Source organism: Weizmannia sp. FSL K6-0777, from assembly GCF_038593185.1.
Classification (GTDB): domain Bacteria; phylum Bacillota; class Bacilli; order Bacillales; family Bacillaceae_C; genus Weizmannia; species Weizmannia faecalis.
Genome location: NZ_CP151971.1, coordinates 3,534,329 through 3,559,656, shown reverse-complemented (window position 1 = coordinate 3,559,656; position 25,328 = coordinate 3,534,329). Strand labels below are relative to the sequence as shown.

Sequence of the window (25,328 nt, the reverse complement as noted above, 5' to 3'; positions counted from 1 at the left end):
AATGAATAAGGTGAAATTCTTCCAGTCTATTCACTTTAAGTTTGTCCTGATTTATATTCTGCTGATCGTCGTCGCGATGGAGATTATTGGGGTGTATTTTATCAATAAGCTGGAAAACCAGCTCGAGACGAATTTTAAAAAATCGATATACGACCAGGTCAATGTGCTTGAATACAGTATTGAAGACCTGTTGACGAAAAAGCAGAACCAGGCGGCGGATATTACGTTAAAAGTGAGGAAAGTACTGGGCGATTTTAAAAGCACGGATGTATCTGAAATCCGGCTGATCGACGCGCACAGCGGCGTTATTTTGGGTACTTCTTCCAATGACCAGAGCATTGTCGGCCAAAAAACAACCGAAGATATTGTCAAAAGCGTCCGTGTAACCGGCCAGCCGGAAGACCAGATTTATTTGGACAAGCAGACTGGCGACCGAATGTGGGTGCTGGCTTCCCCGATTAAAGCAAATGGTGAGCTGATCGGAATCATTTACCTTGTCTCCAAAATTGAAACGGTTTACCGCCAGGTGCAGGCGATTAACCAGATTTTTATGACAGGGACGGTTATTGCCGTACTGGTTACAGCCCTGCTTGGCATCATTACCGCACGCACGATTTCAAAGCCGCTCAGTGAGATCCGCAAGCAGGCGATGGCGATGGCACGCGGCAATTTTGCCCGGAAAGTCAAAGTGATCGGGAATGATGAGATCGGACAGCTCGCTTATTCGTTTAACCATATGACAAAAAAGCTGCAGGAGGCGCAGGCCAGCACGGAAGGCGAGAGAAGAAAACTCGACTCCATCCTGACCCATATGACAGACGGTGTAATTGCGACCGACCGGAGAGGAAGGATTATTTTAATTAACGAGCCGGCTGCCGAGATGCTGGATGTTTCACGTGAAACAGTGCTTTCCCAGCCGCTTATATCGGTTTTAAAAATTGAGAATGAACATAAGTTTGATGATTTATTGACAGAGCAGGATTCCGTTATCCTTGACTTCAGTACGGATGAAGAACCGTATATTTTACGAGCGAATTTTTCGGTGATTCAAAATGAAGCCGGTTTTGTCAGCGGCCTGATTACGGTTTTGCACGATGTCACCGAGCAAGAGAAAATTGATATGGAACGCCGCGAATTTGTGGCCAATGTGTCCCATGAATTGAGAACGCCGCTGACCACGATGAGAAGCTATTTGGAAGCTTTAACAGACGGGGCATGGAAAGATGAGAAAATTGCACCGCAGTTTTTAGGCGTGACGCAAAATGAAACGGAACGAATGATCCGGCTGGTGAATGATTTGCTGAAGCTTTCAAAAATGGACAGCAAAGACGAACATTTAAATAAAGAGTGGGTCAATTTTGTGGAGTTTTTCCACCATGTCATTGACCGGTTTGAAATGGCAAAGCAGCAGAATGTCACGTTCAAACGCAAGTTGCCGAATACGGAAATTTTTGTGGAAATCGATGAAGATAAAATGACCCAGGTGTTGTACAACATTATATCCAATGCGTTGAAGTACTCCCCTGAAGGTGGCCAGATTACGTTTAAGCTGAGGGAACTGAACGAAAAAATTGAAGTCAGCATTTCTGACCAGGGTGTAGGCATCCCGAAAGAAAACGTAAAGAAAATTTTCGAGCGCTTTTACCGTGTTGATAAAGCGCGCAGCCGCAAACTCGGCGGAACAGGGCTCGGCCTTGCAATTGCAAAAGAAATGGTGGAAATGCACGGCGGAAGCATTTGGGCAAGCAGTAAAGAAGGAAAAGGAACGACCATTTACTTTACCCTTCCCTACGAACCGGCACAAGAGGATGAGTGGCTATGAGTCTTGAAAAAGCAAAAACCATCATATTGACGTTGCTCGTGCTTCTGAGCTTGTTGTTAACGTGGCTGATCTGGAACAACCAGCCGAATTATGACTTGCTCAACTTAAAAGATCTGGACAATATCGCGATTGCAAAGGAAAAAAAGGTGCCCGGCATCATCCTCCCTGACAAAGTACTTTACCATGAGAATGACGGAACAACCGGCACGGTTCATGACGGGGAAATTTCACGGGTGATGAATCTGCTTCGAACATGGACATTTGATATGAGCAGCTCTCGCCTGTTGCAAAAAAAAGACCTGTATAATTTAATGTACGGAAAAAACAGGATTGAATTGGACTTTCCGGCCCCTGTCCCGTTCAGTGTCTATCAATCGGTCCTGAACTTTGCCAATAAAAAAGTGCCGGATGCCGATTTTGACCATATTGTTATCGAATTAAACAAAGGAACCAAAAACTTAAACCATGTTTATTTTATTTCAACGGCGTCCAATAAAGTATATGAGGCAAGCACAGATCAAAAATCCATTCAGGTGTTCATTTCAAAACTGAACGACAACAAATCTTTGTACAAGCCGTATACTGCCTTTGCCCTTTCCGGCCCGAGAAGAATCTACCTGCCTGCCGGAAATCCGGTGGTGAACCAGTACAAATATGCGACAACCGATATTGAAATTGATAAATTTAAAAAAGCGCTGTTTGCCGATCCAAACTTTGTAAAGAAAGTGGCGGGGGAATATACAAACGGTATCAGCCTGTTGCGGACAGATGAATCCAATAAAGTCTTAACCTTCGTGAATCCAGGGGAAGACATCGGGTACAGCTCCGATCCAAACCATCTGCTGACGCGGGCCATTGATTTTATTAACCAGCACAGCGGCTGGACGGACCAGTACCAGTATTTCGAAATCAATGAGCGGGAAAATGAAGTCACGTTCCGGCTTTTTAAAGACGGCTATCCTGTTTTTAACGATGACGGCATGGCGGAGATCCGGGAATACTTGGGCAAATCGGAAATTTACAAGTATGTCCGCCCGTACTTCAACCTGTCGCTCAACCTGACGTTAAAACCGGCTGCTGTTAAACTCCCGCCGGCTCAGGATGTAATCGCCGGCTTGCAGACAAACCCTTCCGTTCAAATGAACAAGGTGAGAGATATTGCAGTCGGGTACCGTTTACAAAAAGACAGTGACGATATCCTTTCGCTGCAGCCGGCCTGGTATTATTGCGAAGACGGAATTTGGAAAATGGCAGGGGGGGATGAAGATGGACTGGAGTAAAACAAAAACAATCTTTATTCTTGTTTTCTTGGTGCTTGATATTTACCTTTCCTGCCAGTTGTATTTCAAACATGTCAAAAATCAGTATGAAGTCATTGGCAGCCCGACAGCGGAACAAAGCTTAAAGGCTGCAAACATTACGTTCGTGAACCTGCCGAAAGGAAAGGCAAAACGGCCGTATATCAGCGCGGAAGAAAAAGTATTTACCGCAAAAGACTTGAAAAAATTGAAAAACCAGCAGGCGGAAATCGTGAACGGGTATCAACTCAGTTCCGCTTTTGATAAGCCGGTGAAATTGGGAACAAAAATCAAAACGGACCAGCTGGAGGCGGTTATTCAAGAAAATATGCTTTACGGCAGCCGCTATAAACTGTGGAACTATGATAAAGACTTGAATCAGGCCGTCTTTTATGAGACATATAACGGAAAAATGATTTTTAATAATAAGAACGCGAAATTGACCGTGTATTTAAATGACCAGAATGAAATCATTTCCTATGACCAGACGTATTTGACCAATATTAAAATCTACCGAGAAGAAGAAGAGACATTGTCGGCGGTAAAGGCGGTGGAAGCCTTATATAAGAAAGGAACGCTGAAACCGAACAGCAAAGTGACGAAGGCGGAACTCGGTTACTATACGAGGGTGCCGGAACTCCAGGTGCTTGTGCCGACATGGCATTTTACAGTAAAACACGGGAATGAAACAGAGCAATTATTTATCAATGCATTTGAAGGTCAGGTCAACGAAATGGAAAATGCACAATAATTTTGGAGAGGATACGATGGGGATGCAATTTAGTGTACTTGCGAGCGGAAGCACGGGAAATGCGATCTATGTGGAGACGGAGCAGCATGCTTTTTTAGTGGATGCAGGTTTAAGCGGAAGGCAAATGGAACAGCTTTTCGGACAGATTGGCCGCAATATTGCCGATTTAAGCGGAATCCTTGTTACGCATGAACACAGTGACCATATTAAAGGAATCGGGGTGCTGGCACGGAAATACAAGCTCCCGATTTATGCCAATGACAAAACATGGTCGGCGATGGAAGGCATGATTGGAGAGATTCCAACAGATTTGAAGTTTTCATTCGGGATGGAATCTGTCCAATCGTTCGGAAGCCTTGAGATTGAGTCATTCGGCGTTTCCCACGATGCCGTCCAGCCGATGTTTTATATTTTTCATGAAGGCAGCAAAAAATTGGTCATCATTACGGATACAGGTTATGTCAGCGATCGGATGAAAGGGACGATTTCCAATGCGGACATTTTTGTTTTTGAAAGCAACCACGATGTGGAAATGCTCCGGATGGGAAGGTACCCGTGGAGTGTAAAACAGCGCATTTTGAGCGATGTCGGGCATGTGTCGAATGAAGATGCCGCACTTGCGATGAGCGAAGTGATCGGGGACCGGACAAAACGAATATACCTTGCCCATTTAAGCAAAGATAACAATATGAAAGACCTCGCGCGGATGGCGGTTTCCCAAACGCTTCAGGAACAGGGCCTGGCGGTCGGCGAAACGTTTTCATTATATGATACGGATCCGAAAATTCCAACGGCCTTAACAGCTGTTTAACCAGAGCAATCCGGTGGCAGAATCTGTCGCTGTGGGGCCCGCCGCCAACAACCGGGGCAGCGTTTAATCGGCAGGCGGGCCATATTTTTTTTTATTTTGGCGCTTGATTTTTAGTAATTTTTAATTATCAGCCATTATAATGGAATCAGAACGGGCAAAAAAGAGTTCCTTCATCTAACTTCTATTTTCCTCATCAGTACAGAAAGGGTGGTGCGCAATGGGATATTATGATGATCAGGACGGCCAACGGCGTGGAAAAGAAAACAGGCGGAGCGGCGGAAAATTTGGTTATTTTCTTTCCGGGCTGATTGGCGTGATTGTGGGGGCGCTTGTGGTAGCCCTTCTTTTTCCAAATATTTTTGGAAAAACGAACTCAGACTCTTCTGCGGTAGATTCAAATTCTGTGGCAAATACCAGCACGTCAACGGCAAAAACAACGAAAACCGTCTCGTTAAAGGTGACAACCGATATTACAAAAGCAGTGGAAAAGACGGAGAAAGCGGTTGTCGGCGTCTCAAACATTCAAAAACAAAGTATTTGGTCTGATGATATGTTTGGGCAGGACTCAAAATCTTCTTCCTCTTCTTCTCAGGAAGCCGGATCCGGTTCCGGGATTATTTACAAAAAAGCCGGTGATAAAGCTTATGTCGTCACCAATTACCATGTGATTGAAGGGGCAAATGCGCTGGAGGTGACCTTATCGAACGGGAAAAAGCTTTCTGCCAAACTTGTCGGCGGCGATAAATATACGGATCTGGCCGTTCTACAAATAGACGGCAGCAATGTGACAACGGTTGCTCAATTCGGTGATTCGGATGCATTAAAACTTGGAGAATCTGTTATTGCGATCGGTAACCCGCTTGGTGAAGAATTTGCCGGATCTGTTACAGAAGGGATTGTTTCCGGGTTGAATCGGACTGTTCCGGTGGATATCGACGAAGATGGAACGGAAGATTGGCAGGAAGAAGTCATTCAAACCGATGCTGCGATCAACCCTGGCAACAGCGGTGGTGCTTTAATCAATATTTCCGGCCAGGTTGTCGGGATCAACTCCATGAAAATTTCAAATGAGTCGGTTGAAGGCATCGGATTTTCGATTCCAATTAATTCAGCAAAACCGGTCATTCACCAGTTGGAAACAAAAGGGAAAATTACCCGGCCGGCATTGGGTGTCGGGATTGTAAACGTCTCGGATATCTCGGCTTACCAACAGAAGGAAACGTTAAAATTGCCCGCCAATGTGACGACCGGCGTTGTGATCGGCTCTGTTGAAGACGGGTCCCCTGCAAGTAAAGCCGGTTTGAAAGAATTTGACGTCATTTACAAACTGGACGATCAAAAGATAGACAACATCGTGGAATTAAGGAAATTCCTGTATGAGCATAAACAGCCCGGTGATAAGGTGAAAGTGTCGGTATACCGGAACGGCCAGCCGAAAACATTCACATTAACGCTCGGGACCGCTTCGGGAAGCAATTAACAAACTGCGGAGGAAAGGCGGAAAGCTTTTCCTTCCTTTTTTTGCGGCATTCAGTTATCAACAGGGCAAAGCGTGCTGCGGACCGCAGCGGAAATGAACATTTTGTTGAAAAAAATTTTTATACGGGTGGATATTTGTGGAAATTGCTCGAAAAGAAGGTTATAAACAGGCTGTGAATAGCGAAAAATGGTGAAATATATCTTGTATGGAACGGTTATTCCCACACAAAATGTGGATAGTTTCTGTGGATATGTGGATAACTCTTGTCAATAGCTTGTGGGTAAGGTGGGTGTAAGTTGTGAATATCTCTATCGTTACAGTGGGAAAATTGAAAGAAAAGTATTTGAAGCAGGGCATTCAGGAATATTTAAAACGGCTTTCCGCTTACGCAAAAGTTGAAATCATCGAAGTAGCGGATGAAAAAGCGCCCGAAATGCTGAGTCCAGCGGAAATGGAGTTGGTAAAGCAGAAGGAAGGCGAGCGGATCCTTGCAAAAATCAGCCCGGACACCTATGTGATCAACCTGGCGATAGATGGGAAAATGAAATCGTCAGAAGAACTGGCCGGTTCCCTCGACCGTCTGGCGACATACGGCAAAAGCAAAGTTGCCTTTGTAATCGGCGGCAGCCTCGGCTTAAGCCAAGCGGTTCTGCAGCGCGGCAATGAAAGCCTCTCTTTTTCGAAAATGACCTTCCCCCACCAGCTCATGCGGCTCATTTTAGTCGAACAAATTTACCGCGCCTTCCGGATTATCCGGGGGGAACCGTATCATAAGTAGGGCTTGCTGAATAAGCAAAAGTTCCAGATTTGACAAGGATTTTGGCTGTATTTGTCGAATATAAAGTGTAAGGATTTCATAGGAAACACGTAAAAAACCTTGCACTTGGAGGCCGTTACGATGTACAAAAAGACCGAACATCAATTAACTTTTGTAGATGATTTTTTTCTACCATTCGGTGGAAAATTAAATAAAGAAAATCGCTGGGTCCGTCTTGCTGAATTAATCCCGTGGTGGAAGGCTGAAGAAAAGTATGCCAAGTCCTTCAAGAAAAAATTCAAAGGCGAAAAGGCTTATTCTGTTAGAATCGCTCTTGGAGCTCTCTATATCAAAGAACGGCTTGGGCTATCTGACCGAGAAACAGTCGAACAGATCACAGAAAATCCGTATCTTCAGTATTTTATCGGTTTGCCTGAATTCCAAGAAAAAGCCCCTTTCGATCATTCTCTGATGACTCGTTTTAGAAAACGTTTGGGTGCAAACATCATCAATGAACTGAATGAATGGATCGTCTCGGAAGAACAAAAACGCCAATTGGAAGAGGAAAATAACAACGATGATGATCCTCACGATGACACTGATGATGACGATCATGGTAGTGATGATCATCAAACTTCCGATCCTGCTTCAGAAGAGAAATCAACTGAATCGGTTTCTCCCAGAACGCAGAACAAAGGAAAACTCATTCTGGACGCAACCTGTGCACCGGCTGATATTGCTTACCCTACAGACCTTGGGCTGTTGAACGAAGCTCGTGAGAAATTGGAACATATCATTGATGTCTTGCATGAACCACACAAAGGGAAATTACGTAAGCCACGGACCTTCAAGAAAAGAGCCCGCAAGGACTATCTTTCTGTCGCTAAGCAACGCAAAGCTGGCGCCCGGAAAATCCGGAAAGCTGTCGGCAAGCAGCTTGGGTATGTGAAACGGGATCTGAAAATCATTGAAAATCTTCTTACCCAAAGCTCCCTGTCTCTTTTGAGCAAAGATGAATATCGGCAACTCCTCGTGATTCATGAACTTTATCGCCAACAGGCAGAAATGTACAAAAAGAAGACACACCGGATTGACCACCGGATTGTGAGCATTTCCCAGCCTCATGTCCGTCCAATTGTGCGGGGCAAGGCAAAAGCGAACGTGGAGTTCGGTTCAAAAGTCGCCATCAGCGTCGTAGATGGCTATGCCTTGATTGAGCACCTCGACTGGGAAAATTACAATGAAGGGACCACTCTTAGGGAATCTGTTGAGCACTACTACAATCGGTTCGGATTTTATCCGGAAGCGATTTTGGCAGATAAAATCTACCGAAACCGTGATAATTTGGCATACTGTAAATCTCTTGGCATTCGTCTGAGTGGGCCAAGGTTAGGACGTCCATCCAAAATGGAAGACAAAACCTTAGAACATGTGGCAAGGCAGGATGCCTCTGAACGTAATGCCGTTGAAGGCAAATTTGGCGAAGGCAAGCGCAAGTATGGGCTAGGCCTTATTCGAGCACGCCTCCAAGAGACCAGCGAAACAGTAGTAGCCCTTCAATTTCTCATACTGAATCTGGAGCGGAAGCTCAGGGTTCTTTTTTTAAAATTTTTGCACAACACTATTTTATATTTTGATAATCGGAATTTGGATTGTTTGTGACCGAATCTGATTCGTTCAGCAAGCCCTAAGTAGATGAGGTTTTTATAATAGTATATTTAGGTAATTATCTTTTTAATTGAGGAAAACTTCATCATAGCGTCATTAGACTTTTACGTTTATAATGATAATATGGCAAATAAATGTTGAGACAAAATATAACCGAACTCATAGGGAGAACGGTTTTTCTTTTTTAGGGTGCTGATTAGTGGTAAAATTGGGAATGGGTTAAGGAGGACGCTATGTTCGACTATTATTTAAATAAAGTTATTGAAGGTGACTGCTTAGAAGTTATGAAAGGCATACCGTCTAAATCGATAGATATGGTTTTATGTGATTTGCCATATGGAACGACCCAAAATAAATGGGATTCAGTTATTCCTTTAGATTTATTATGGAAAGAATATAGAAGAATCGTTAAGGATAATGGCGTTGTTGTACTTACATCTCAAGGTATTTTTACAGCGAAACTTATTTTAAGCAATGAAAAGTGGTTTAAATACAAATTGGTTTGGGAGAAATCAAAGGCCACAAATTTCTTGAATGCCAAGAAACAGCCATTGCGTAAACACGAGGATATATGTGTCTTTTATAAAAAACAACCTGTTTATAACCCACAGATGACTGATGGTGACCCCTATGATAAGGGGATTAGAAAAAACCAACTTACAGGAAGTTATGGAGATTTCAACCCAGTTCATGTGGTAAGTGATGGTAAGCGTTACCCAACAGATGTAATTTACTTTAAAACTGCAGAGTCAGAAGGAAAAGTATACCATTCTACTCAAAAGCCTGTAGAATTAGGTAGATACTTAATTCGGACATACACAAATGAAGGTGCTGTAGTTCTAGATAATGCATGTGGGAGTGGGAGCTTTTTAGTTTCGGCAATACTTGAAAATAGAAACTTCATTGGGATTGAAAAAAATGAAGATGTTGAGTTATATAAGAACGAAAAAGTAGATTTAATAGAAATTTGTAATAGACGAATAGAGGAAGCAATGGAGACAGTAAGGAAGGAGCAAGCAATAAATGAAAGGTATAGGAACAACGCGTGATAATGAACGCAGCTGGGCTATTGATTTAATTTCACAGATAAACTCCAGTGCTTTAGTTTGTAAAGAGGATAGTATTATTCAACATGCTGGAGGAGAGATGGGGCTATCAACTGGTAGTGGTTCTCTTTTCCCGGATGTACTTTTATTTGGGGATAAAGGAAAGACAAAGGTATTACAAGGTTGGGAATTAAAATACCCTGATACACCAATTGAAGATAGAGAACTATTTCTTAATGCAGTAAAAAAAGCAGAAATATTAGGCGTAAATAGTTTTTTACTTTGGAACGTTTCAATTGCAAGACTATACGTTAAAAATGATGAGAAAGGCCAATTCGAATTACTAAAGGAATGGGATGACCTTAAACATATAACAAAACGTTCTGAAGTTGCCTATAGTATGGCTGAAATTAATCAGCTTTTACGTAGTATATTACAAGAGTTAGAATACTATTTTCGTAATAATACCCTACGAACAGAAAAGGTTCTTAACTCAATTGTAAATGAACAAATGCTTTCTTTAGCTTTTAATAATATAGATGCTTGCGCTCATGCATTAAGGAGCGCCGCCGCTAGAGATAGCATGTTTAATGACGAAGTGTTAATATGGTGGGAAGCTGAAGGTAGAAGCTATGGAAAGAAAGCGAATTTATGGGTAGAGTTATCGAAATTAGCAATAATATCATTAATGAATAAAATTATTTTCGCTAATATTTTGAAGAAATATAACTCTAATGCATTGCTAGTTAATAAAATAAGTGAAACAACAACTATAGAGGAATGTTTAGAAATTTTCGAAAATATATCTGAAAAGTGCGACTTTTACAATATTTTTGAAGAAAAAGCTGGAGAGAAGTATATCGATAGTGATACCTTTAAAGTATTAAAAAATTTTAATGATTATATAATCAAGTTAGATTTCAATAATTTTAGTGATAAATTGTTAGAAGAACTTTTAAGTAAGGTCGTAACTAGAAGCAAACGTAAAGTTGCTGGACAATTTTCTACTCCAAAAGAACTAGCAATGATTTTGACCTCGTTGACAATGATGGATAAGGGAGTGCGTGTATTAGACCCTTGTTGTGGGACAGGAACTATTATAAAAGCAGCTTATGATTTGAAAACAATATCAGGAATAGATAATCAAGATGCAATGAAGCAAATATGGGCTGGGGACAAATTTAGGTATCCTCTTCAATTTGCAATGCTCGCTTTATCCTCGCCCGAAAATATTGGAAGGGAAATAAATATATACAAGGATGACGTATTTAATCTTAGTTCTACTCAGAACATAGAATTACATAGCCCAAATAGTAAAAATACTTTTAAGGTTAAATTGGGTAATTTTGATGTAATTGTTTCGAACCTTCCATTTGTTCAACAAGAAACGCTGGCTGAACTAAATCCAGAAGCTATATCATTTATAGAAGCATTAGATGATAAATTCAATGGTAGAAGTGATTTATATGCATATATAGTACTTAAAATTGATGAACTTCTTTCTGATAAGGGTAGAGCAGGGCTAATAATATCGAATTCTTGGCTAGGAACAGAGTTTGGGGAAACATTTTTTAATGAACTAAAAAATAGGTATCATTTGAAATATATTATAACTTCAGGTAAAGGTCGCTGGTTCAAAAATGCTGATGTAGTAGCAAATATAATTGTAATTGAAAAAGGAAATACAGACTTTAACAGAAAAGTGAATTTTATTACTTTAAAAGAAGAACCGAAAAATATAGTTGGTAACGGCGATAAAACAGAGCAGTTTGAAAATGTCTCAACTCTAGTTGCCAAAATTCGAAGAGAACTACCTTCAAATTTGTATGTCAGTCAGAGTTATTCTTATAAAGAAATATCTCTATTAGATGAGCTTGGCATAGTTAAAAATGCTTTGTTCGCCGAGTGTGGTTGGTTGGTTGGTTGATATCAAAGATAGTCTAGTTCCTTTAACAGATTATTTTTTTGTTAAGCGTGGAGAACGTCGAGGATGTAATGCCCTTTTTTATCCACAGAACCATAATATTGAACCGGAATATATTGTCCCTGTTATGAAAAAACTCAATACTTCATCATATATTATGGATTTAAGTGCTTCAATAGATGGATTTTGTTGCAGTAAAACAATTGAGGAATTAGAAGAACTTGGTCACTATGGAGCATTAAATTGGATACGTAGTTTTGAGAATGTTAAGGATGGAAATGGGGTTCCAATACCAAAATCAAAATCTGTTGTTAGAAAGAATTTATATTGGTACGAAATGTCGTTAACAAATAAATTTGATATAGGATTACTCATTAATCCTGATGAAAGACTATTTTTCTCAAAAGCACCTCAACCTGTTTTCTTTGACCAAAGATTGACTGGCCTCGTAAGAAAAGATGATACAATGAATTTAACATTACTGGCCGCATTATTAAATAGTATCATTGGAGTATATTACATAGAAGCAATTGGCTTTGGTAGAGGATTAGGGGTGCTTGATTTAAACAAAAATAAGGTAGAAGAAAGATTTAAAATGTTAAATCCAACCTTAATAAAGGAACAAGATAGATTAAAAATTCTAACTTTGTATAGCAATCTAGAGAAACGAAAGGTATTTTCGTTGATTGAAGAACTTCAGCAAGAAGACCGTTATAACTTTGATATAGCAGTATTAAAGGCTTTTGGTTTAGAAAGTAAATATGAGATGATTAAAAGTTCATTAATGCAATTATTTGAAATACGAAAGTCTATAAGAGATTAAAGGCGTACAAAAAGCATTTACGAATATATATTATAGACTTGTTTTTAATTTGCAAATCCCCAAACTTCTATTAAAGTTTGGGGTTTCTTTTATAAGGGGGAATAATATGGATAATCAATTGAGACAACTTTCATTTAAAAAGTATAACTCTTCAAAACGGGTTAACATTGTCCTGAATCCGTGACGAAATTTCCGCTTAAAGGCAAACAAATCGCATAAAATTTAGTATAATTGGTATATCAGACAAATTAAATTCATTCCACATTCAGGTGATCTCATGAAAAAGTTTGTGATAGAACCCACAAAAGAACGAATGGTTGCCCAAGCTGGCTTAGCGATAGTAGGAAATTTACTAAATCAAACGAATTTAGTTTCCAGGTTGAATGCCTATAAACTCCCTGATATCTCCCGGTATCCGGCTTGTTCCAATGGCGATGTGGCTAAATCTTATATCGGCTTGCTTTGCCAGGGAAAAAGTGATTATGACAATATTGAAACCTTCCGTGATGATGCTTTTTTTGCACTGGCTTTGGATATCCAGAGGGTTCCTTCCAGCCCGACTCTCAGGCAACGATTGGACCAGGCCGCCTTGGTGGAAAAATGGAAAACGATCTTGCACGAAGAATCGCTGGATCTGATTCGCCATACAAATGCGGAAATCAGCCCGGTTTACGCCAAAGACAAGCCGTATATCCCGGTTGATCTGGATGTCTCCCCTTTCGATAACTCCAAGACAAAAAAGGAAGGTGTCGAAAGAACCTATAAAGGCTGTGACGGTTATGCCCCTATGTTCGCTTACATGGGACAGGAAGGTTACTGCCTGCATGTTGAGATGCGAAAGGGAAGTGTCCACTGCCAAAAAGGTACACCAAATTTCATCCAGGAAACCATTCAATCTGCCCGGAAACTAACAGATCAGCCATTGCTTTTCAGGCTTGATTCCGGAAATGACAGCCGGGATAATCTCATTATTCTCCTAGAAAACCATGCAAGCTTTATTATCAAACGCAATCCCCGTAAGGAAAAAGCTGAGGACTGGCTGTACATTGCCCGAAAATATGGGATCTGTTGTGAAGAACGGGAAGGAAAGAAGGTTTACCTTGGATCCATCCCCGAAACCATTCAAATTAAGGACCAGGAGCGAAGCATCCGAAAAGTTTTTAAAGTGACCGAAAGAACCATCTCAAGAGACGGACAAATTTTTTTAATTCCCGAGTATGAATTTGAAACCTACTGGACGGACCTTGAAGTGCCGCCTCATGTGGTGATCTCTCTTTATCATAACCATGGCACTTGCGAACAGTTCCATAGTGAAATTAAATCAGAACTGGATCTCTCGAACGGCTGCCGTCAGGCAAATATGAAACGAATGGCCTTGTGCTCCATTTCGGTGTATTTGCGTATAACCTGCTTCGCTTGATTGGACAAGAAAGCTTGAAAAAACAAGATACGCCATTGAAAAAGAAAACAACAAGAAGAAGAATCCGAACCGTCATCCAGAATATGATCACACTGGCCTCAAAGCTGGTTTTCCGTGGCCGGCAATGGAAATTAAAAGTCGCGGAGACCAACAAATGGTTACCGGTCTTTACTCGTTTGTATCAAGCCTTTTACTAAACATCCCGATCAATAGACTACTAGGAAAAAAGAAATAAAAAAATGAAAACTTGCAAAAAAATGGAAATTTGCAGATTTATTTGGCGTGCACAAAAACGAATGAAACAGGGAAATTTTTACATACTGAATCACTAAAAGTGCATTTATCGAATAGTCGGACACCACTATATCCTTACTCTTGGGAAATCTACCTATTAACGGCGTTTGTTATATTTTCGTCACGGATTTAGGTATTAATAATTGGATTGATGTTATCAGAGAAATATACTTCAAAACACATGATTCGTTATTCCAAGATGAAGAAAAATTATGGGATGATAATCTGCTTAGTTACGAGGATGAACTTAGGGGGAACATGAGCAACTAGAATTTTTTTGAAAATCGGATATTAAAAATAATTAATATTAACTGAACTTGTGGAATATTTTGGAGGAACTTCATCATACTAGATAATAGAAAACACTCAAGAAATGGTATAATTATATTATTAGAGGTGGTTTCCATGGTAGTGCTAGATATTTACGGTAAAATTGAATTCAACAGAAAAGAACAGATGATTAAGTATGGTAAGACATATACTGATGTTTTCGACTTTACTATAGCAAAGAAAATAGTGGAAACTAATATAGGAAACACAAAAGGTTATACTTTAAGTACTCTTGAAAACTGTATTGATTATATTATTGAGAATATGATTTTTATAGAATTTGATTATGATTATAGTGATATGCCCTTTTTTGATTGGACAACAAATTTTTTTGATGGTAGATTTTGTGAAGAAGATTACTCAGAAAAATTAGTGAAACTTTTTAATTTTATGAATCCCGAAAAGCATGGTAGAGCACACTTTAATGTAATTTATTCCAGTAACAACGACTATTTAAGTGTTTTACCGAGGGTTACGTCACTATTATCGTATAGAATTAGATCAGGGTTTAAAGGATTTAAAACAAAAGAAGAAACGATATATGATTTGAAAAAATGTGGTGAATGTCTTGATAGTTTTCTTCAAACTGAAGATGATTATTATAAATTAGATTTTATTGTCGAAGCTATAAATAAAAATGATGACTACAAGCACTACCACTTTCTAAGGGTATTCACAATTCTTGAAATGCTATTACTCAACAAAAAGCAACGAACTAAAGAAATTGATTATTATATTAATCCTATAATCAAACGGATTTACAATGAGGAATCAGAACAAGCTACAAAATTATTAAGACAGATGAGAAATAAAGTTGGTCATGGTGATTTTATAGGCTTTAATAAAAAAGCATATGATTTTGCTAATAAATATATGAAAAATTTTCAATTTGATTATTCTGAGTATAGTCATCTAAATTGGATTCTGTTGCACACATGTTGTTTATTAGACGATATATTAAAGGAAGTATTAATTGATAAATTCAATTTAGACAAATATTTTGAAGCTGTACACTCATAGAAGGTTGTTTTCTGTACACAAGATAGTCGTGATGTTATGAGAAAAATAAGCAATACAATTGTTCCATAAATACATAGAGTTTTTTGCATTCTACGCAAATTTTACGCACGACAAATATAAAACCATATAAAATCAAGGGTTTGACACCATTTTCAACCCCGACCACCAGTGTCTAAATACCAGATACGAGGCATAGAATTAATGAAAAACCAGAACTGGAAATTGATTCCAATGCTGGTTTTTGCCTCTTAAATTACCGCGGTGAACCGTATCATAAGTAGATGAGGTTTTCTCCGGAAAAGAAAAAGCCAAAAAGGTGCAAATATCAAATAGGAACTTGCACCTTTTTGGCTTTGTTCATCTTACCTTTGGAAGAAAAGCATCTGCTCCTTTTGATTTATGTGTGAAAAACCCCAGCCTGGAAAATGATCGAGATGCCCCCCCTGTTTGGAGGCGATGCTTTAAAATCTTCCCGGAATGGAAGCCAATGCATTGATCACAGCGTATGACTGACCTTCCTCATGATAGGCCTACCGTAACTGGCGTTTAAATGCTTTATTAGCGAAGAAGTAAGCGATGGCCATAATGCCGGTGCACCAGGCAAGCGCGGTCCAAATATCATCCTTCATTCAGGAGGGCCCGAATCGTATTCACGATTGAATTTACGGGCTGGTTTTTGGGTATTCTCGGTCTTTCATCTTGCAAGGAAAAATAAAACAGCTGCAGCCTGCCACGCTGCAGCTGTTTGGCTTTTTCAGGTGATAATTTTGTTTTTCGAATCCGGGCGGGATTGAAGTTCTGCTTCGATCCGGGAATGCTTCGAGGATTCGGCCATGAATAAGTAGGTGAGCAGGCTGATGGCAATACAGCCGGCGACGTAGTAGAAAAAGGCGGATTCCACGCCGGCATTTTTCAGCCAAAGCGCGATAAATTCGGCTGTTCCGCCAAAGATTGCGACAGTTAATGAGTAAGGAAACCCGACACCAAGCGCGCGGATTTCAGTCGGGAACAGCTCAGCTTTCACAATGGCATTGATGGAAGTATAGCCGGTTACAATGATCAGCCCTGCCATCATGAGAAGAAAAGCAAAAACCGGGTTCTGCGTTTCTCTCAACCATAAAAATATCGGTACGGTCAAAAGGGTCCCGAGAATGCCGAAGCCGATTAACAGCGGCCTGCGCCCGATCCGGTCGGACAGCTTTCCGGCAAGCGGCTGGAAAACAACAAAGATGAAAAGGGCAATAAAGTTGATCCAGCTGACGGTTTCTTTATCAATTCCGGACGTGTTCACCATAAATTTTTGCAGATAGGTGGTGAATGTGTAGAATGCGACAGTGCCTCCAAGTGTAAGGCCGACAACGGTCAGCACCGCTTTCGGATAATTCATCAGAACCTTCAGCGTTCCGGCATTTTTACGCGTTTCCGATCCCATCTCCTCGAATTGTTCGGACTCGTCCATCGTACGGCGCAGCCACAAGACCACCAATGCGCCAATCGCGCCGATCACAAACGGGATCCGCCATCCCCACGAGGTCATTTCGCTTTCATTTAATGCGAGTTGGAGCACAATTTGGACACCAAGTGCGATCAACTGCCCCGATACAAGCGTGACATATTGGAAACTGGAATAGAAGCCGCGGCGGCCGCTGCTTGCCATTTCGGACAAATAAGTAGCAGAAGTGCCGTATTCCCCGCCCAGCGAGATCCCCTGCACAAGCCGGGCCAGGACCAAAATAACCGGTGACAGCACACCAATCCTGCTGTATCCCGGTGTACAGGCAATGACAAGCGAACCGAGCGCCATAATGGCAACGGAAAGGGTCAGTGCAGCCCGGCGGCCGTACCGGTCTGCATACCGGCCCATGATCAGGCTCCCGAGCGGCCGCATCAGAAAACCAATGGCAAAAATCCCGGCTGTATTTAATAACTGGACAGTTTGGTTCCCCTCCGGAAAAAACTCTGATGAAAAATAAACCGCAAACGCAGAATAAACATACCAATCATACCATTCGATCAGATTGCCAAGTGATCCTTTAAAGATGTTAGCAGTCACATGTCTGGATGTGCGTCCGGTTGTTTGTGCCAATTTGTCTTCCCCCTTTGTAAAATGAAAATTCCGTCTTCAATCCGTGAAAAATATCTCCTGGCATCCCCCTTTGGCAAATGCAAGAAATATACCAGTAAAATTTCTATTTACAAGATTCATTATATTATATTTTTAAGCAAAATGAAGAATGAATCATTCAGCAAATAAAAAGGTTTCCTGATATTTCCATTGTCAAATTGTGTATCATTATTCTAAAGAATTATCATAAAATATGATATTATGATATTAAGACTTGTAAAGCGTTTTCCCGGGGACTGCCTTGTTCTGAAAAAGAGGCAGTGTGTCCGGAATAATATTAGCAAATACAGGGATAAGGAGAAGGTAATCATGAGCATCAGACAGGGAAAGACAGACGTCATCTTAATCGGTGCCGGCATTATGAGTGCAACGCTGGGCACCTTGCTGAAAGAACTGGCCCCGGATTGGGAAATCACCGTATATGAGAAGCTGGCAAAACCGGGGGAAGAAAGTTCGAATGAATGGAACAATGCGGGGACCGGGCACTCGGCATTATGTGAGCTGAATTATACGCCTGAAAAACCGGACGGCTCAATAGATATTACAAAAGCTGTAAATGTAAATGAACAGTTCCAGCTTTCAAGGCAGTTCTGGTCCTACCTGGTCAGCAAGGGGCTGATCCGCAATCCGCAGGACTTTATCCGGCCGATCCCGCATATGAGCCTCGTAGAAGGGGAGGAGAACGTTGCTTTTCTAAAAAAACGATTTAAAGCGCTGTCAGCCCATCCGCTTTTTGAAGGAATGGCGTTTTCCGACGACCCCGGGCAATTAAAGGAATGGATTCCGCTTGTGATGGAAGGCAGGAAGTCCAATGAACCGGTAGCGGCGACAAAAAGCGATGCAGGGACGGACGTCAACTTCGGCGCCTTGACCCGCATGCTGTTTGATCATTTGCAACGCCAAAATGTCGAAATCAACTACAAGCATGCCGTTGAGGATATTAAACGCACCCCAGAAGGAAACTGGGAAGTGAAAGTGCATGATATTGAGCACAACAGAATCGAATACCATACGGCGAAATTCATTTTTATCGGTGCCGGTGGCGGAAGCCTGCCGTTGCTCCAAAAAACCGGCATTCCGGAGTCCAAACATATTGGAGGGTTTCCGGTAAGCGGGCTATTTATGGTGTGCAACAACCCTGAAGTCATCAGCCGCCACCATGCAAAAGTGTACGGCAAAGCGAAAGTCGGCGCGCCGCCGATGTCCGTGCCGCATTTGGATACAAGATATATTGACCATAAAAAGTGTTTGCTGTTCGGCCCGTTTGCCGGCTTCTCGCCGAAGTTTTTAAAAACAGGGTCAAATTTAGACCTGATTGGTTCTGTGAAGCCGAATAATGTCGTAACGATGCTTGCGTCCGGGGCAAAAAATGTACCGCTTGTTAAATATTTGATCGGGCAGCTTCTATTGTCAGACGAAAAACGCCTGGAGACACTGCAGGAATTCATTCCGGATGCGAGATTGGAAGACTGGGATGTTGTCGTAGCCGGGCAGCGTGTCCAGGTGATTAAAGATACGGAAGCAGGCGGAAAAGGCACGCTCCAGTTCGGTACAGAGGTGGTAACAGCTGCTGACGGTTCAGTCGCGGCATTGCTCGGCGCTTCGCCGGGTGCTTCTACTGCTGTCCATGTTATGCTCGAAGTCATTGAAAAATGCTTCCCGGACCGGAAAAAAGCATGGGCATCAAAAATAAAAGAAATGATTCCTTCTTATGGCGTGCGGCTCGCAGAAAATCCGGATCTGCTGCATCAAATTCACGCTGAAACGGCAGAGACGCTCGGCCTGACGGAAAAAGAACCGGCCTACCGGTAACGCGTGGAGCGCTAAAATGAAGGGCCTTTGATCCTAAAGTGGATTGAAGGCCTTTTTTTGGCTGTAACGCGTCTTAACCGGCATTCATTTTGCAGGCAGCCGGAAAGCAGTACGGGTGCAAGCGGAGGAACAATTTCGGCATGCTGTTTTCTTTTTCGGGTGTCATGCAAAGAAAACCTATCAAGTCGATAGGAATATATTGATTTTTGTCCCGGCGTTCAGTAAAATAAAGATGTTGCTAAAATGCTGAAAATTTCTTATCCCGGGCGGCGGAAGGGCTGTCCTTGGAAACCGGCATCATAATAGTACAGTTCATGATCGTCTATCAAGATAAGAAAACTGCAGCAATACCTGAAAAAGGGCAGTCGTTTTCTTAGGAAACGGCTTTTTGTCGTCCGGCCTTTAAACGCGCAAGCACCTGATTCGGGACAGCAACGCCATACATACCGGGCGGCTGGCGCAAGCCCGCCTGGATTGAAGAGAATTTTCCAAAAAAGGAGGGGTGAGATGGACTGGACCGTTGTGCAAAACAGCTTGCCCATGTTTGAAAAAGGATTCTGGCTCACTTTGCGGCTTTCCTTTTTCGGCATTATCGGGGCTGGTGTTCTTGGCTTGATATGCAGTTTTATCCAGTATTTTAAGGTGCCGGTTTTACGGAAGCTTGTATCGGCCTATGTGGAACTGTCCCGCAATACGCCTTTATTGATCCAGTTATTTTTCCTTTTTTACGGGCTTCCGCAAGTCGGGATCAAATTTTCTGCCGAGGTTTGCGGGATTATCGGGATTATTTTTCTTGGCGGCAGTTATATGGCAGAAGGGTTTTCCGGAGGGCTTGCAGGCGTTTCGAAAACGCAGATTGAGTCCGGGCTTGCGATCGGTCTGAGCAGGTTCCAGCTGGCACGCTACGTCATCTTTCCGCAGGGATTGATGCTCAGTGTCCCGGCATTCGCCGCAAATGTCATTTTTTTAATCAAGGAAACCTCTATCTTTACCGTGTTGGCGATTCCGGAACTGACCAACACGGCACTTGACTTGATCGGGATGTATTACAACACGAATGAGTATCTGTTTATGCTCGTTGTGGCTTATGCCATCATTTTAATTCCATTGTCCATCTTGCTGACATGGCTGGAGAAGAAGGTGCGTTATGGGACATTTGGGAATTAATATCTTTTTTGAAGGAGCCAACTTTTTACGTTTACTGGGTGGATTATACGTATCGGCAAAAATTGCTTTTCTGTCCATCGTTTTCGGCGGTATCCTCGGCATCGTGCTGGGGGTTTTAAGGACATTGCACAATCCGTTGCTCCGCCTTTTACTCAGGCTGTATTTGGAGTTTTTCCGCATCGTGCCGACGATTGTCCTGTTATTTTTGTTTTACTATATTCTGCCGCAAAGCTTTAACATCAACTATAAGGCGGATACGGTCGGGACGATTGTCTTCAGCCTGTGGATGGCTGCCGAAATGAGCGATATTGTCCGTGGTGCGCTGATTTCTGTCCCAAGGCATCAGGTGGAATCCGGAAAAGCGGTCGGTTTAAGCACGGTTCAGCTTTACCGGTACGTGCTGCTGCCGCAATCGGTCCACTTAATGATTCCGGCGGCCATTAACCTGATGACCAGAATAATTAAGACGACTTCCCTTTTGCTATTGATCAGCGTAGTGGATGTCATCAATGTCGGCCAGCAAATCATCGAAGCGAATAGCCACCGCTATCAGGATGGCGCGTTTTGGATATACGGTTTTATATTTATCCTGTATTTCATTTTATGCTATCCGCTTTCCCGGCTGGCAAGGCGGTTAGAAAGGAGGGGCAAAGCAGGGGCTAATGGCTGAACCTTTACTGAAAGTCGAACATTTAAAAAAATCGTACGGCGAAAAACAAGTGCTGGAGGATATCTCTTTCGAAGTGGAGGAAGGCAGTGTTGTTGTTCTCCTCGGGCCGTCGGGATCGGGAAAAAGTACATTGATCCGCTGCTTAAACGGTCTCGAAGCCTTCCAGGGCGGCACCATTCTGTTTAATGGGGAAACCGTGCGGCCGTCGCCGAAAAATTGGCGCAGGCTCAGGCAGCAGATCGGAATGGTTTTCCAGAGCTATGATCTGTTTCCGAATATGACGGTGTTGGAAAACATCCTGCTCGGTGCAGTGAAAGTCCAGAAACGGAAAAAAGACGAAGCGGCGCGCCAGGCAATGGGCCTGTTAAAGGAAGTCGGCATGGAGCAGTATGCCAATGCCTATCCGCGCCAGCTTTCCGGCGGGCAGAAACAGCGGGTGGCGATTGTCCGCGCGCTTGAGCTGAACCCGAAGCTGATGCTGTTTGATGAAGTGACCGCCTCGCTTGACCCGGAAATGGTGCGCGGCGTGCTCGAGATCATCCTGCGGTTGGCAAGAGAAAAAATGACGATGATTGTTGTCACGCATGAAATGAATTTTGCCCGGCAAATCGGGGATAAAATCTTGTTTTTGGAAGACGGGAAGATTCTCGAAGAAACCCCGGGGCGCCAATTTTTCACAAAGCCGCAGACAGAGCGGGCGAAAAATTTTCTGGAAAGCATGGATTTTTAAAAGAAAAATATTTTGGAGGGTTAGACCATGAAAAAGCATCGTTTGTTTGGTTTGGTTTCAGCATTTTTACTGATTTTGTCGCTGGCGCTTGCAGGCTGCGGCAAAAGTTCCGGCAATTCTTCAAGCAGCAATCCGTCCAGTGTTTCAGCCATTAAGAAAAACGGCACGATCAAAATTGCCGTATTCGGCGATCTTCCGCCGTACGGATGGGTCGATAAAAACGGGCAACGCCAGGGATATGATGTTGCGCTCGCCAAACAAGTTGCCAAAGATCTTGGCGTAAAAGTGAAATTCGTGCAAGTGAATGCCAACAACCGTGTGGATGCATTGAAATCGAATAAAGTGGATCTGGTTCTGGCGAATTTTACAGTCACACCGGAACGGAAGCAAGTTGTTGATTTTGCCAAGCCGTACATGAAAGTTTCCATCGGTGTTGTTTCACCGAAGAAAAAGCCGGTCACAAGTGTCAGCCAATTAAAAGGCAAGTCTTTGATCGTCAACAAGGGCACCACTGCGGAAAACTATTTTACAAGCAAACAAAAAGATGTGAAATTGCAAAAGTACGATTCCAAAACAGAACAGTTCAATGCGCTTAAAAACGGACGGGCCGTTGCACTGGCGGACGACAATTCCTACCTGTATGCCTGGGTGAAAAACCATCCGGATTATACGGTTGGCATTAAAACGCTCGGGCCGAACCAATATATTGCCCCTGCTGTGAAAAAAGGGAATCAATCGCTCCTCAATTGGATGAACAAAGAAATTACGAAGTTAAACAACAATGGCTTTTTCAAAAGTGATTACAACAAAAATCTGGCGCCATATTTTGGCAGTGATATCCGTGCGGAAGACATCATTATAACGAAGTAAAAAAGGCAGGCTGCCGTTTTTGCAGCCTGCTTTTCTTTAATTGGCGGGGCTTTTTTCGGTTTCCGCGGGCCGGCTTTGCTTTGTTCCGCGCGAAAGCAGAAACTGTTGTTTGTAAGGCTCGGTTGTGGCCGCACCATGGACGTACGTTTTATAAACATACGGAGACGTCATGGCTCTCAGCATCGCGCCGTAGTCCATATAAAATCTCACCTCATCGCCCGGCACGAGAACCGCATTTTGTGTATCCAAAATGATATGGTCGCTGCTTGAGCCAATGATATGGAACGGCCGGACAGGGGTAAGGCCTGAAACAAGCACATCATGCCGCCCTGCACTGACAATCGTCCGCCTTCTGTTGCCCCTGTCGATAAAGGTGACCTGTTCCCCGAATGCATTTTTGCCGATTGTCCCATACGGCACGGAAGGTTTGATTTTTGATTCGATGACTTCGGCAACAAAGCAAAAGGCATCCTGATATAAAGACGGAATGGTATGCCCGCCTGATGTTTCGCGGCCCAGCAAAATGGACTCGCCGAGCCGCACATTGTTTACGGCCCCGGCGTCTTTTGTTTTTACGGCCCAGTTGTAGTTGGCGGAGTTGCCGCCGGAAACATAAGGAAGTTTGAGGGAAAACAGCTCCTGCATGGCATGGACAAACCGGGAAAACGCCTGCATCTTCTGTTCGGTCGGGAGCACGCCTCCAAAGCAGGCAAAATTTGTCCCGATTCCGGCCAGTTCAATCCCGGGGCAGGTTAATATTTCTCTGATCACAGCAGGGGCATCTTTTAATAATATGCCTTCCCTCAAATCTCCCATTTCCACCATCAGGATGATTTTATGGGTTTTCTGTTGCCGCACCGCTTCAGCGGATAATGCGCGGATCGTATCCAGCTCCGTGTTCATGCTGATATCCGCAAACCGGACCGTTTTTTTCGCTTCGCTGATCCCGGGGGCACGGAGCAAAATCAAATCCGCCTTGATTCCCGATTTTCTCATTTTTTCGATATTTGCAATCTTCGAGTCTGCGAGGCTTTTGATGCCTGCATCCACCAGGGTGCCGGCAATTTTTAAATCGGCTGCGACACCTTTCACAACGCCTGTAATGCTGATTCCTTTCCTCCCGAATAATTGTTTTAATGTTTTCGCATTATGCCGGATCTTCTCCAGATTGATTTCCACCCGTGGCAGAACGGCCATCAGGAAACCACTGCCTTTTTCAGGGAAGGGAAGAAATCGAGCAGGGCGTTTATGATTTTGTCTGTGCCGGTTTTTAAAACATCCGTAACCGGAAGATGGTAAGTTTCTTCATAGCGGCGGATGGTGTCTTCCAGTTCGCTGTCTGCCATTCCATCATGGTTGAGCGTAATGCCGATGACTTTTGTCTTTCCAAAATGTTCAATCAGGCTGATTTCATCTTCCACTTTCGGCACTTCGGCAAATGGAAAATCGGATAAATATTTTCGTTTCGGGGCGTGCTGTAAAATGACTGCTTGCGGCCTTGCTCCTTTTAAAATGCCGGTTGAGCTTGCATATGCCGGGTGGCTGAGCGCGCCCTGGCCTTCCACGATGATAATATCCGGGTGTTCTTGTTTATTGGCCCGCAAAATTTCGCGCTCCAGTTCGCCGATTAAATATTGGAGCGGGAAAGCATCCATCGCAAACCCGTACTTGGCGCCCTGGATCAAACCTGTCTGCCCGGTTGCGATAAATGCCGGGCGGTAGCCTTTTTCCATGAATGCCTTTTCAATGCATTTGGCGGTTGTCCGTTTTCCGCAGGCCCCGTCTGTCCCGAGCACGGCAACGACAGGGGTGTTCATTTTCAAAATTTCTCCGGTAAACAAAGTCCATTCTTTTTTCGGCCGCGGTTTACGGATATCGCGGATCGTGACACCGCAAGCCTTTGCATGGGCCGCCATTTCTTCATCATCGGTTAAGAATTCCTGGAGCGGGTTAATGATGTTCAATCCGGCTTCCATTGCCTGCAGGATGACTTTTCTTTCTTCCGGCTTTAAAAAGGCGTTCGCCGGCGCGATGCCGAAAATGAAGTCATCCGGTTTCGGGCCGGAGTGGATGAGCGCATCTTCTAGGTCTTTGCAAACCGGAATGCCGCTCCATTTGTTGTCGAGGAGCATGCAGGCATCCTGCCCGTGTTTGCTGCTGTCAATGACGGCAGTAATGGTGTAATTCCCGGGTTCACGGATGAGCCCGTTTGCTGTTTTGCCATCTGTTGTGCCAAATTGGTTTTCGCAATACACAATTGCCCGCTTTTTCATTGCCATCCCTCCATTTATTGAAATTCAGGCAACACAAAAAGAACACCTAATGGCTTCAAATAGTAAAAATACTAAAGAAGATAGCTGTCCGGGTTTGCGTATGGGCATGCCGGAAACCCCAGGTTATTGGAAGCTTCCAAATATTATTATAACAATGTTGTGGAAAAAAGGGAAGCCGGAAGCATGCAACCAAGATAGCAAAGGGGGCCATTCCGCCGCCAGTCCGGCATTGGAAAA

Annotated in this window: 19 protein-coding genes and 2 pseudogenes; 17 read left to right on the top strand and 4 right to left on the bottom strand. The window is 43.0% G+C overall.

The window, feature by feature from the left end:
* Nucleotide 1: 1 nt before the first annotated feature.
* The 12 genes and pseudogenes from walK to NST70_RS16950 all read left to right on the top strand — a co-directional run bounded on the left by walK (nucleotide 2) and on the right by NST70_RS16950 (nucleotide 15,444).
* Entirely contained in the window at nucleotides 2-1,822 is a 1,821-nt protein-coding gene (gene walK, locus NST70_RS17005; protein WP_035188742.1) for a cell wall metabolism sensor histidine kinase WalK, read from the top strand.
* On the top strand, nucleotides 1,819-3,102 hold the full coding sequence (yycH, locus tag NST70_RS17000) for a two-component system activity regulator YycH (protein WP_035188740.1): 1,284 nt from the start codon (nucleotides 1,819-1,821) through the stop codon (nucleotides 3,100-3,102). Before walK ends, yycH begins: the two co-directional genes overlap by 4 nt.
* Nucleotides 3,089-3,871 (top strand): two-component system regulatory protein YycI, encoded by a 783-nt coding sequence (yycI, locus tag NST70_RS16995; protein WP_026683518.1) that lies wholly within the window; start codon nucleotides 3,089-3,091, stop codon nucleotides 3,869-3,871. The genes yycH and yycI overlap by 14 nt, the downstream gene beginning before the upstream one ends.
* A 16-nt stretch (nucleotides 3,872-3,887) precedes the next feature.
* Nucleotides 3,888-4,682: an MBL fold metallo-hydrolase gene (locus NST70_RS16990; protein ID WP_026683519.1), complete on the top strand. Its 795-nt coding sequence runs from the start codon at nucleotides 3,888-3,890 to the stop codon at nucleotides 4,680-4,682.
* Nucleotides 4,683-4,899: 217 nt separating this feature from the next.
* Nucleotides 4,900-6,162 (top strand): trypsin-like peptidase domain-containing protein, encoded by a 1,263-nt coding sequence (locus tag NST70_RS16985; protein WP_342475470.1) that lies wholly within the window; start codon nucleotides 4,900-4,902, stop codon nucleotides 6,160-6,162.
* Between the two features lie 298 nt (nucleotides 6,163-6,460).
* Nucleotides 6,461-6,940 carry a 23S rRNA (pseudouridine(1915)-N(3))-methyltransferase RlmH gene (gene rlmH / locus NST70_RS16980; protein WP_342475469.1) on the top strand — a complete coding sequence of 160 codons (480 nt, stop codon included), beginning with the start codon at nucleotides 6,461-6,463 and terminating at the stop codon, nucleotides 6,938-6,940.
* Nucleotides 6,941-7,060: 120 nt separating this feature from the next.
* Complete coding sequence (locus NST70_RS16975; protein ID WP_342475468.1) at nucleotides 7,061-8,581, top strand: IS5 family transposase; 1,521 nt, start codon at nucleotides 7,061-7,063, stop codon at nucleotides 8,579-8,581.
* A 239-nt stretch (nucleotides 8,582-8,820) separates the two neighbouring features.
* Entirely contained in the window at nucleotides 8,821-9,636 is an 816-nt protein-coding gene (locus NST70_RS16970; RefSeq protein WP_118498710.1) for a site-specific DNA-methyltransferase, read from the top strand.
* On the top strand, nucleotides 9,611-11,560 hold the full coding sequence (locus tag NST70_RS16965; protein WP_342475467.1) for an N-6 DNA methylase: 1,950 nt from the start codon (nucleotides 9,611-9,613) through the stop codon (nucleotides 11,558-11,560). Before NST70_RS16970 ends, NST70_RS16965 begins: the two co-directional genes overlap by 26 nt.
* On the top strand, nucleotides 11,553-12,380 hold the full coding sequence (locus NST70_RS16960; protein ID WP_342475466.1) for a hypothetical protein: 828 nt from the start codon (nucleotides 11,553-11,555) through the stop codon (nucleotides 12,378-12,380). Before NST70_RS16965 ends, NST70_RS16960 begins: the two co-directional genes overlap by 8 nt.
* A 277-nt stretch (nucleotides 12,381-12,657) precedes the next feature.
* Nucleotides 12,658-13,997, top strand: a pseudogene (locus NST70_RS16955) (IS1380 family transposase).
* A 502-nt stretch (nucleotides 13,998-14,499) separates the two neighbouring features.
* Nucleotides 14,500-15,444: a hypothetical protein gene (locus NST70_RS16950; protein ID WP_342475465.1), complete on the top strand. Its 945-nt coding sequence runs from the start codon at nucleotides 14,500-14,502 to the stop codon at nucleotides 15,442-15,444.
* 530 nt (nucleotides 15,445-15,974) lie between these two features.
* On the opposite strand, the pseudogene NST70_RS16945 reads toward NST70_RS16950, so the two are convergent.
* Nucleotides 15,975-16,122: pseudogene (locus NST70_RS16945) on the bottom strand (ABC transporter permease); the annotation flags it as partial.
* 76 nt (nucleotides 16,123-16,198) lie between these two features.
* A complete protein-coding gene (locus NST70_RS16940) occupies nucleotides 16,199-17,530 on the bottom strand; it encodes an MFS transporter (RefSeq protein WP_035188727.1) in 1,332 nt (443 codons plus the stop codon).
* Nucleotides 17,531-17,878: 348 nt separating this feature from the next.
* Between NST70_RS16940 and NST70_RS16935 the strand changes: the two genes are divergently transcribed.
* From NST70_RS16935 to NST70_RS16915, 5 genes are all read left to right on the top strand, one after another.
* Nucleotides 17,879-19,381 (top strand): malate:quinone oxidoreductase, encoded by a 1,503-nt coding sequence (locus tag NST70_RS16935; RefSeq protein ID WP_035188725.1) that lies wholly within the window; start codon nucleotides 17,879-17,881, stop codon nucleotides 19,379-19,381.
* Between the two features lie 507 nt (nucleotides 19,382-19,888).
* Nucleotides 19,889-20,548: an amino acid ABC transporter permease gene (locus NST70_RS16930; protein WP_013860860.1), complete on the top strand. Its 660-nt coding sequence runs from the start codon at nucleotides 19,889-19,891 to the stop codon at nucleotides 20,546-20,548.
* Nucleotides 20,529-21,218, top strand: coding sequence for an amino acid ABC transporter permease (locus tag NST70_RS16925; RefSeq protein ID WP_035188723.1), 690 nt, complete (start codon nucleotides 20,529-20,531; stop codon nucleotides 21,216-21,218). Before NST70_RS16930 ends, NST70_RS16925 begins: the two co-directional genes overlap by 20 nt.
* Nucleotides 21,211-21,948, top strand: coding sequence for an amino acid ABC transporter ATP-binding protein (locus NST70_RS16920; RefSeq protein WP_035188722.1), 738 nt, complete (start codon nucleotides 21,211-21,213; stop codon nucleotides 21,946-21,948). The genes NST70_RS16925 and NST70_RS16920 overlap by 8 nt, the downstream gene beginning before the upstream one ends.
* Nucleotides 21,949-21,975: 27 nt before the next feature.
* On the top strand, nucleotides 21,976-22,818 hold the full coding sequence (locus NST70_RS16915) for a cysteine ABC transporter substrate-binding protein (protein WP_017554225.1): 843 nt from the start codon (nucleotides 21,976-21,978) through the stop codon (nucleotides 22,816-22,818).
* Nucleotides 22,819-22,854: 36 nt separating this feature from the next.
* Here NST70_RS16915 and NST70_RS16910 read toward each other — a convergent pair whose 3' ends face one another.
* Together NST70_RS16910 and NST70_RS16905 are read right to left on the bottom strand one after the other, a co-directional pair.
* Entirely contained in the window at nucleotides 22,855-24,015 is a 1,161-nt protein-coding gene (locus NST70_RS16910) for an alanine/ornithine racemase family PLP-dependent enzyme (RefSeq protein ID WP_035188720.1), read from the bottom strand.
* A complete protein-coding gene (locus NST70_RS16905; RefSeq protein WP_035188718.1) occupies nucleotides 24,015-25,091 on the bottom strand; it encodes a DUF1611 domain-containing protein in 1,077 nt (358 codons plus the stop codon). Before NST70_RS16905 ends, NST70_RS16910 begins: the two co-directional genes overlap by 1 nt.
* Nucleotides 25,092-25,328: the final 237 nt, after the last annotated feature.

Excerpts from the sequence above, each read along its gene's own strand:
- walK (WP_035188742.1), top strand. The coding sequence starts at position 2 with ATGAATAAGGTGAAATTCTTCCAGTCTATTCACTTTAAGTTTGTCCTG.
- yycH (WP_035188740.1), top strand. The coding sequence starts at position 1,819 with ATGAGTCTTGAAAAAGCAAAAACCATCATATTGACGTTGCTCGTGCTT.
- yycI (WP_026683518.1), top strand. The coding sequence starts at position 3,089 with ATGGACTGGAGTAAAACAAAAACAATCTTTATTCTTGTTTTCTTGGTG.
- NST70_RS16990 (WP_026683519.1), top strand. The coding sequence starts at position 3,888 with ATGGGGATGCAATTTAGTGTACTTGCGAGCGGAAGCACGGGAAATGCG.
- NST70_RS16985 (WP_342475470.1), top strand. The coding sequence starts at position 4,900 with ATGGGATATTATGATGATCAGGACGGCCAACGGCGTGGAAAAGAAAAC.
- NST70_RS16975 (WP_342475468.1), top strand. The coding sequence starts at position 7,061 with ATGTACAAAAAGACCGAACATCAATTAACTTTTGTAGATGATTTTTTT.
- NST70_RS16970 (WP_118498710.1), top strand. The coding sequence starts at position 8,821 with ATGTTCGACTATTATTTAAATAAAGTTATTGAAGGTGACTGCTTAGAA.
- NST70_RS16965 (WP_342475467.1), top strand. The coding sequence starts at position 9,611 with ATGAAAGGTATAGGAACAACGCGTGATAATGAACGCAGCTGGGCTATT.
- NST70_RS16950 (WP_342475465.1), top strand. The coding sequence starts at position 14,500 with ATGGTAGTGCTAGATATTTACGGTAAAATTGAATTCAACAGAAAAGAA.
- NST70_RS16935 (WP_035188725.1), top strand. The coding sequence starts at position 17,879 with ATGAGCATCAGACAGGGAAAGACAGACGTCATCTTAATCGGTGCCGGC.
- NST70_RS16930 (WP_013860860.1), top strand. The coding sequence starts at position 19,889 with ATGGACTGGACCGTTGTGCAAAACAGCTTGCCCATGTTTGAAAAAGGA.
- NST70_RS16925 (WP_035188723.1), top strand. The coding sequence starts at position 20,529 with ATGGGACATTTGGGAATTAATATCTTTTTTGAAGGAGCCAACTTTTTA.
- NST70_RS16920 (WP_035188722.1), top strand. The coding sequence starts at position 21,211 with ATGGCTGAACCTTTACTGAAAGTCGAACATTTAAAAAAATCGTACGGC.
- NST70_RS16915 (WP_017554225.1), top strand. The coding sequence starts at position 21,976 with ATGAAAAAGCATCGTTTGTTTGGTTTGGTTTCAGCATTTTTACTGATT.
- NST70_RS16910 (WP_035188720.1), bottom strand. The coding sequence starts at position 24,015 with ATGGCCGTTCTGCCACGGGTGGAAATCAATCTGGAGAAGATCCGGCAT.
- NST70_RS16905 (WP_035188718.1), bottom strand. The coding sequence starts at position 25,091 with ATGAAAAAGCGGGCAATTGTGTATTGCGAAAACCAATTTGGCACAACA.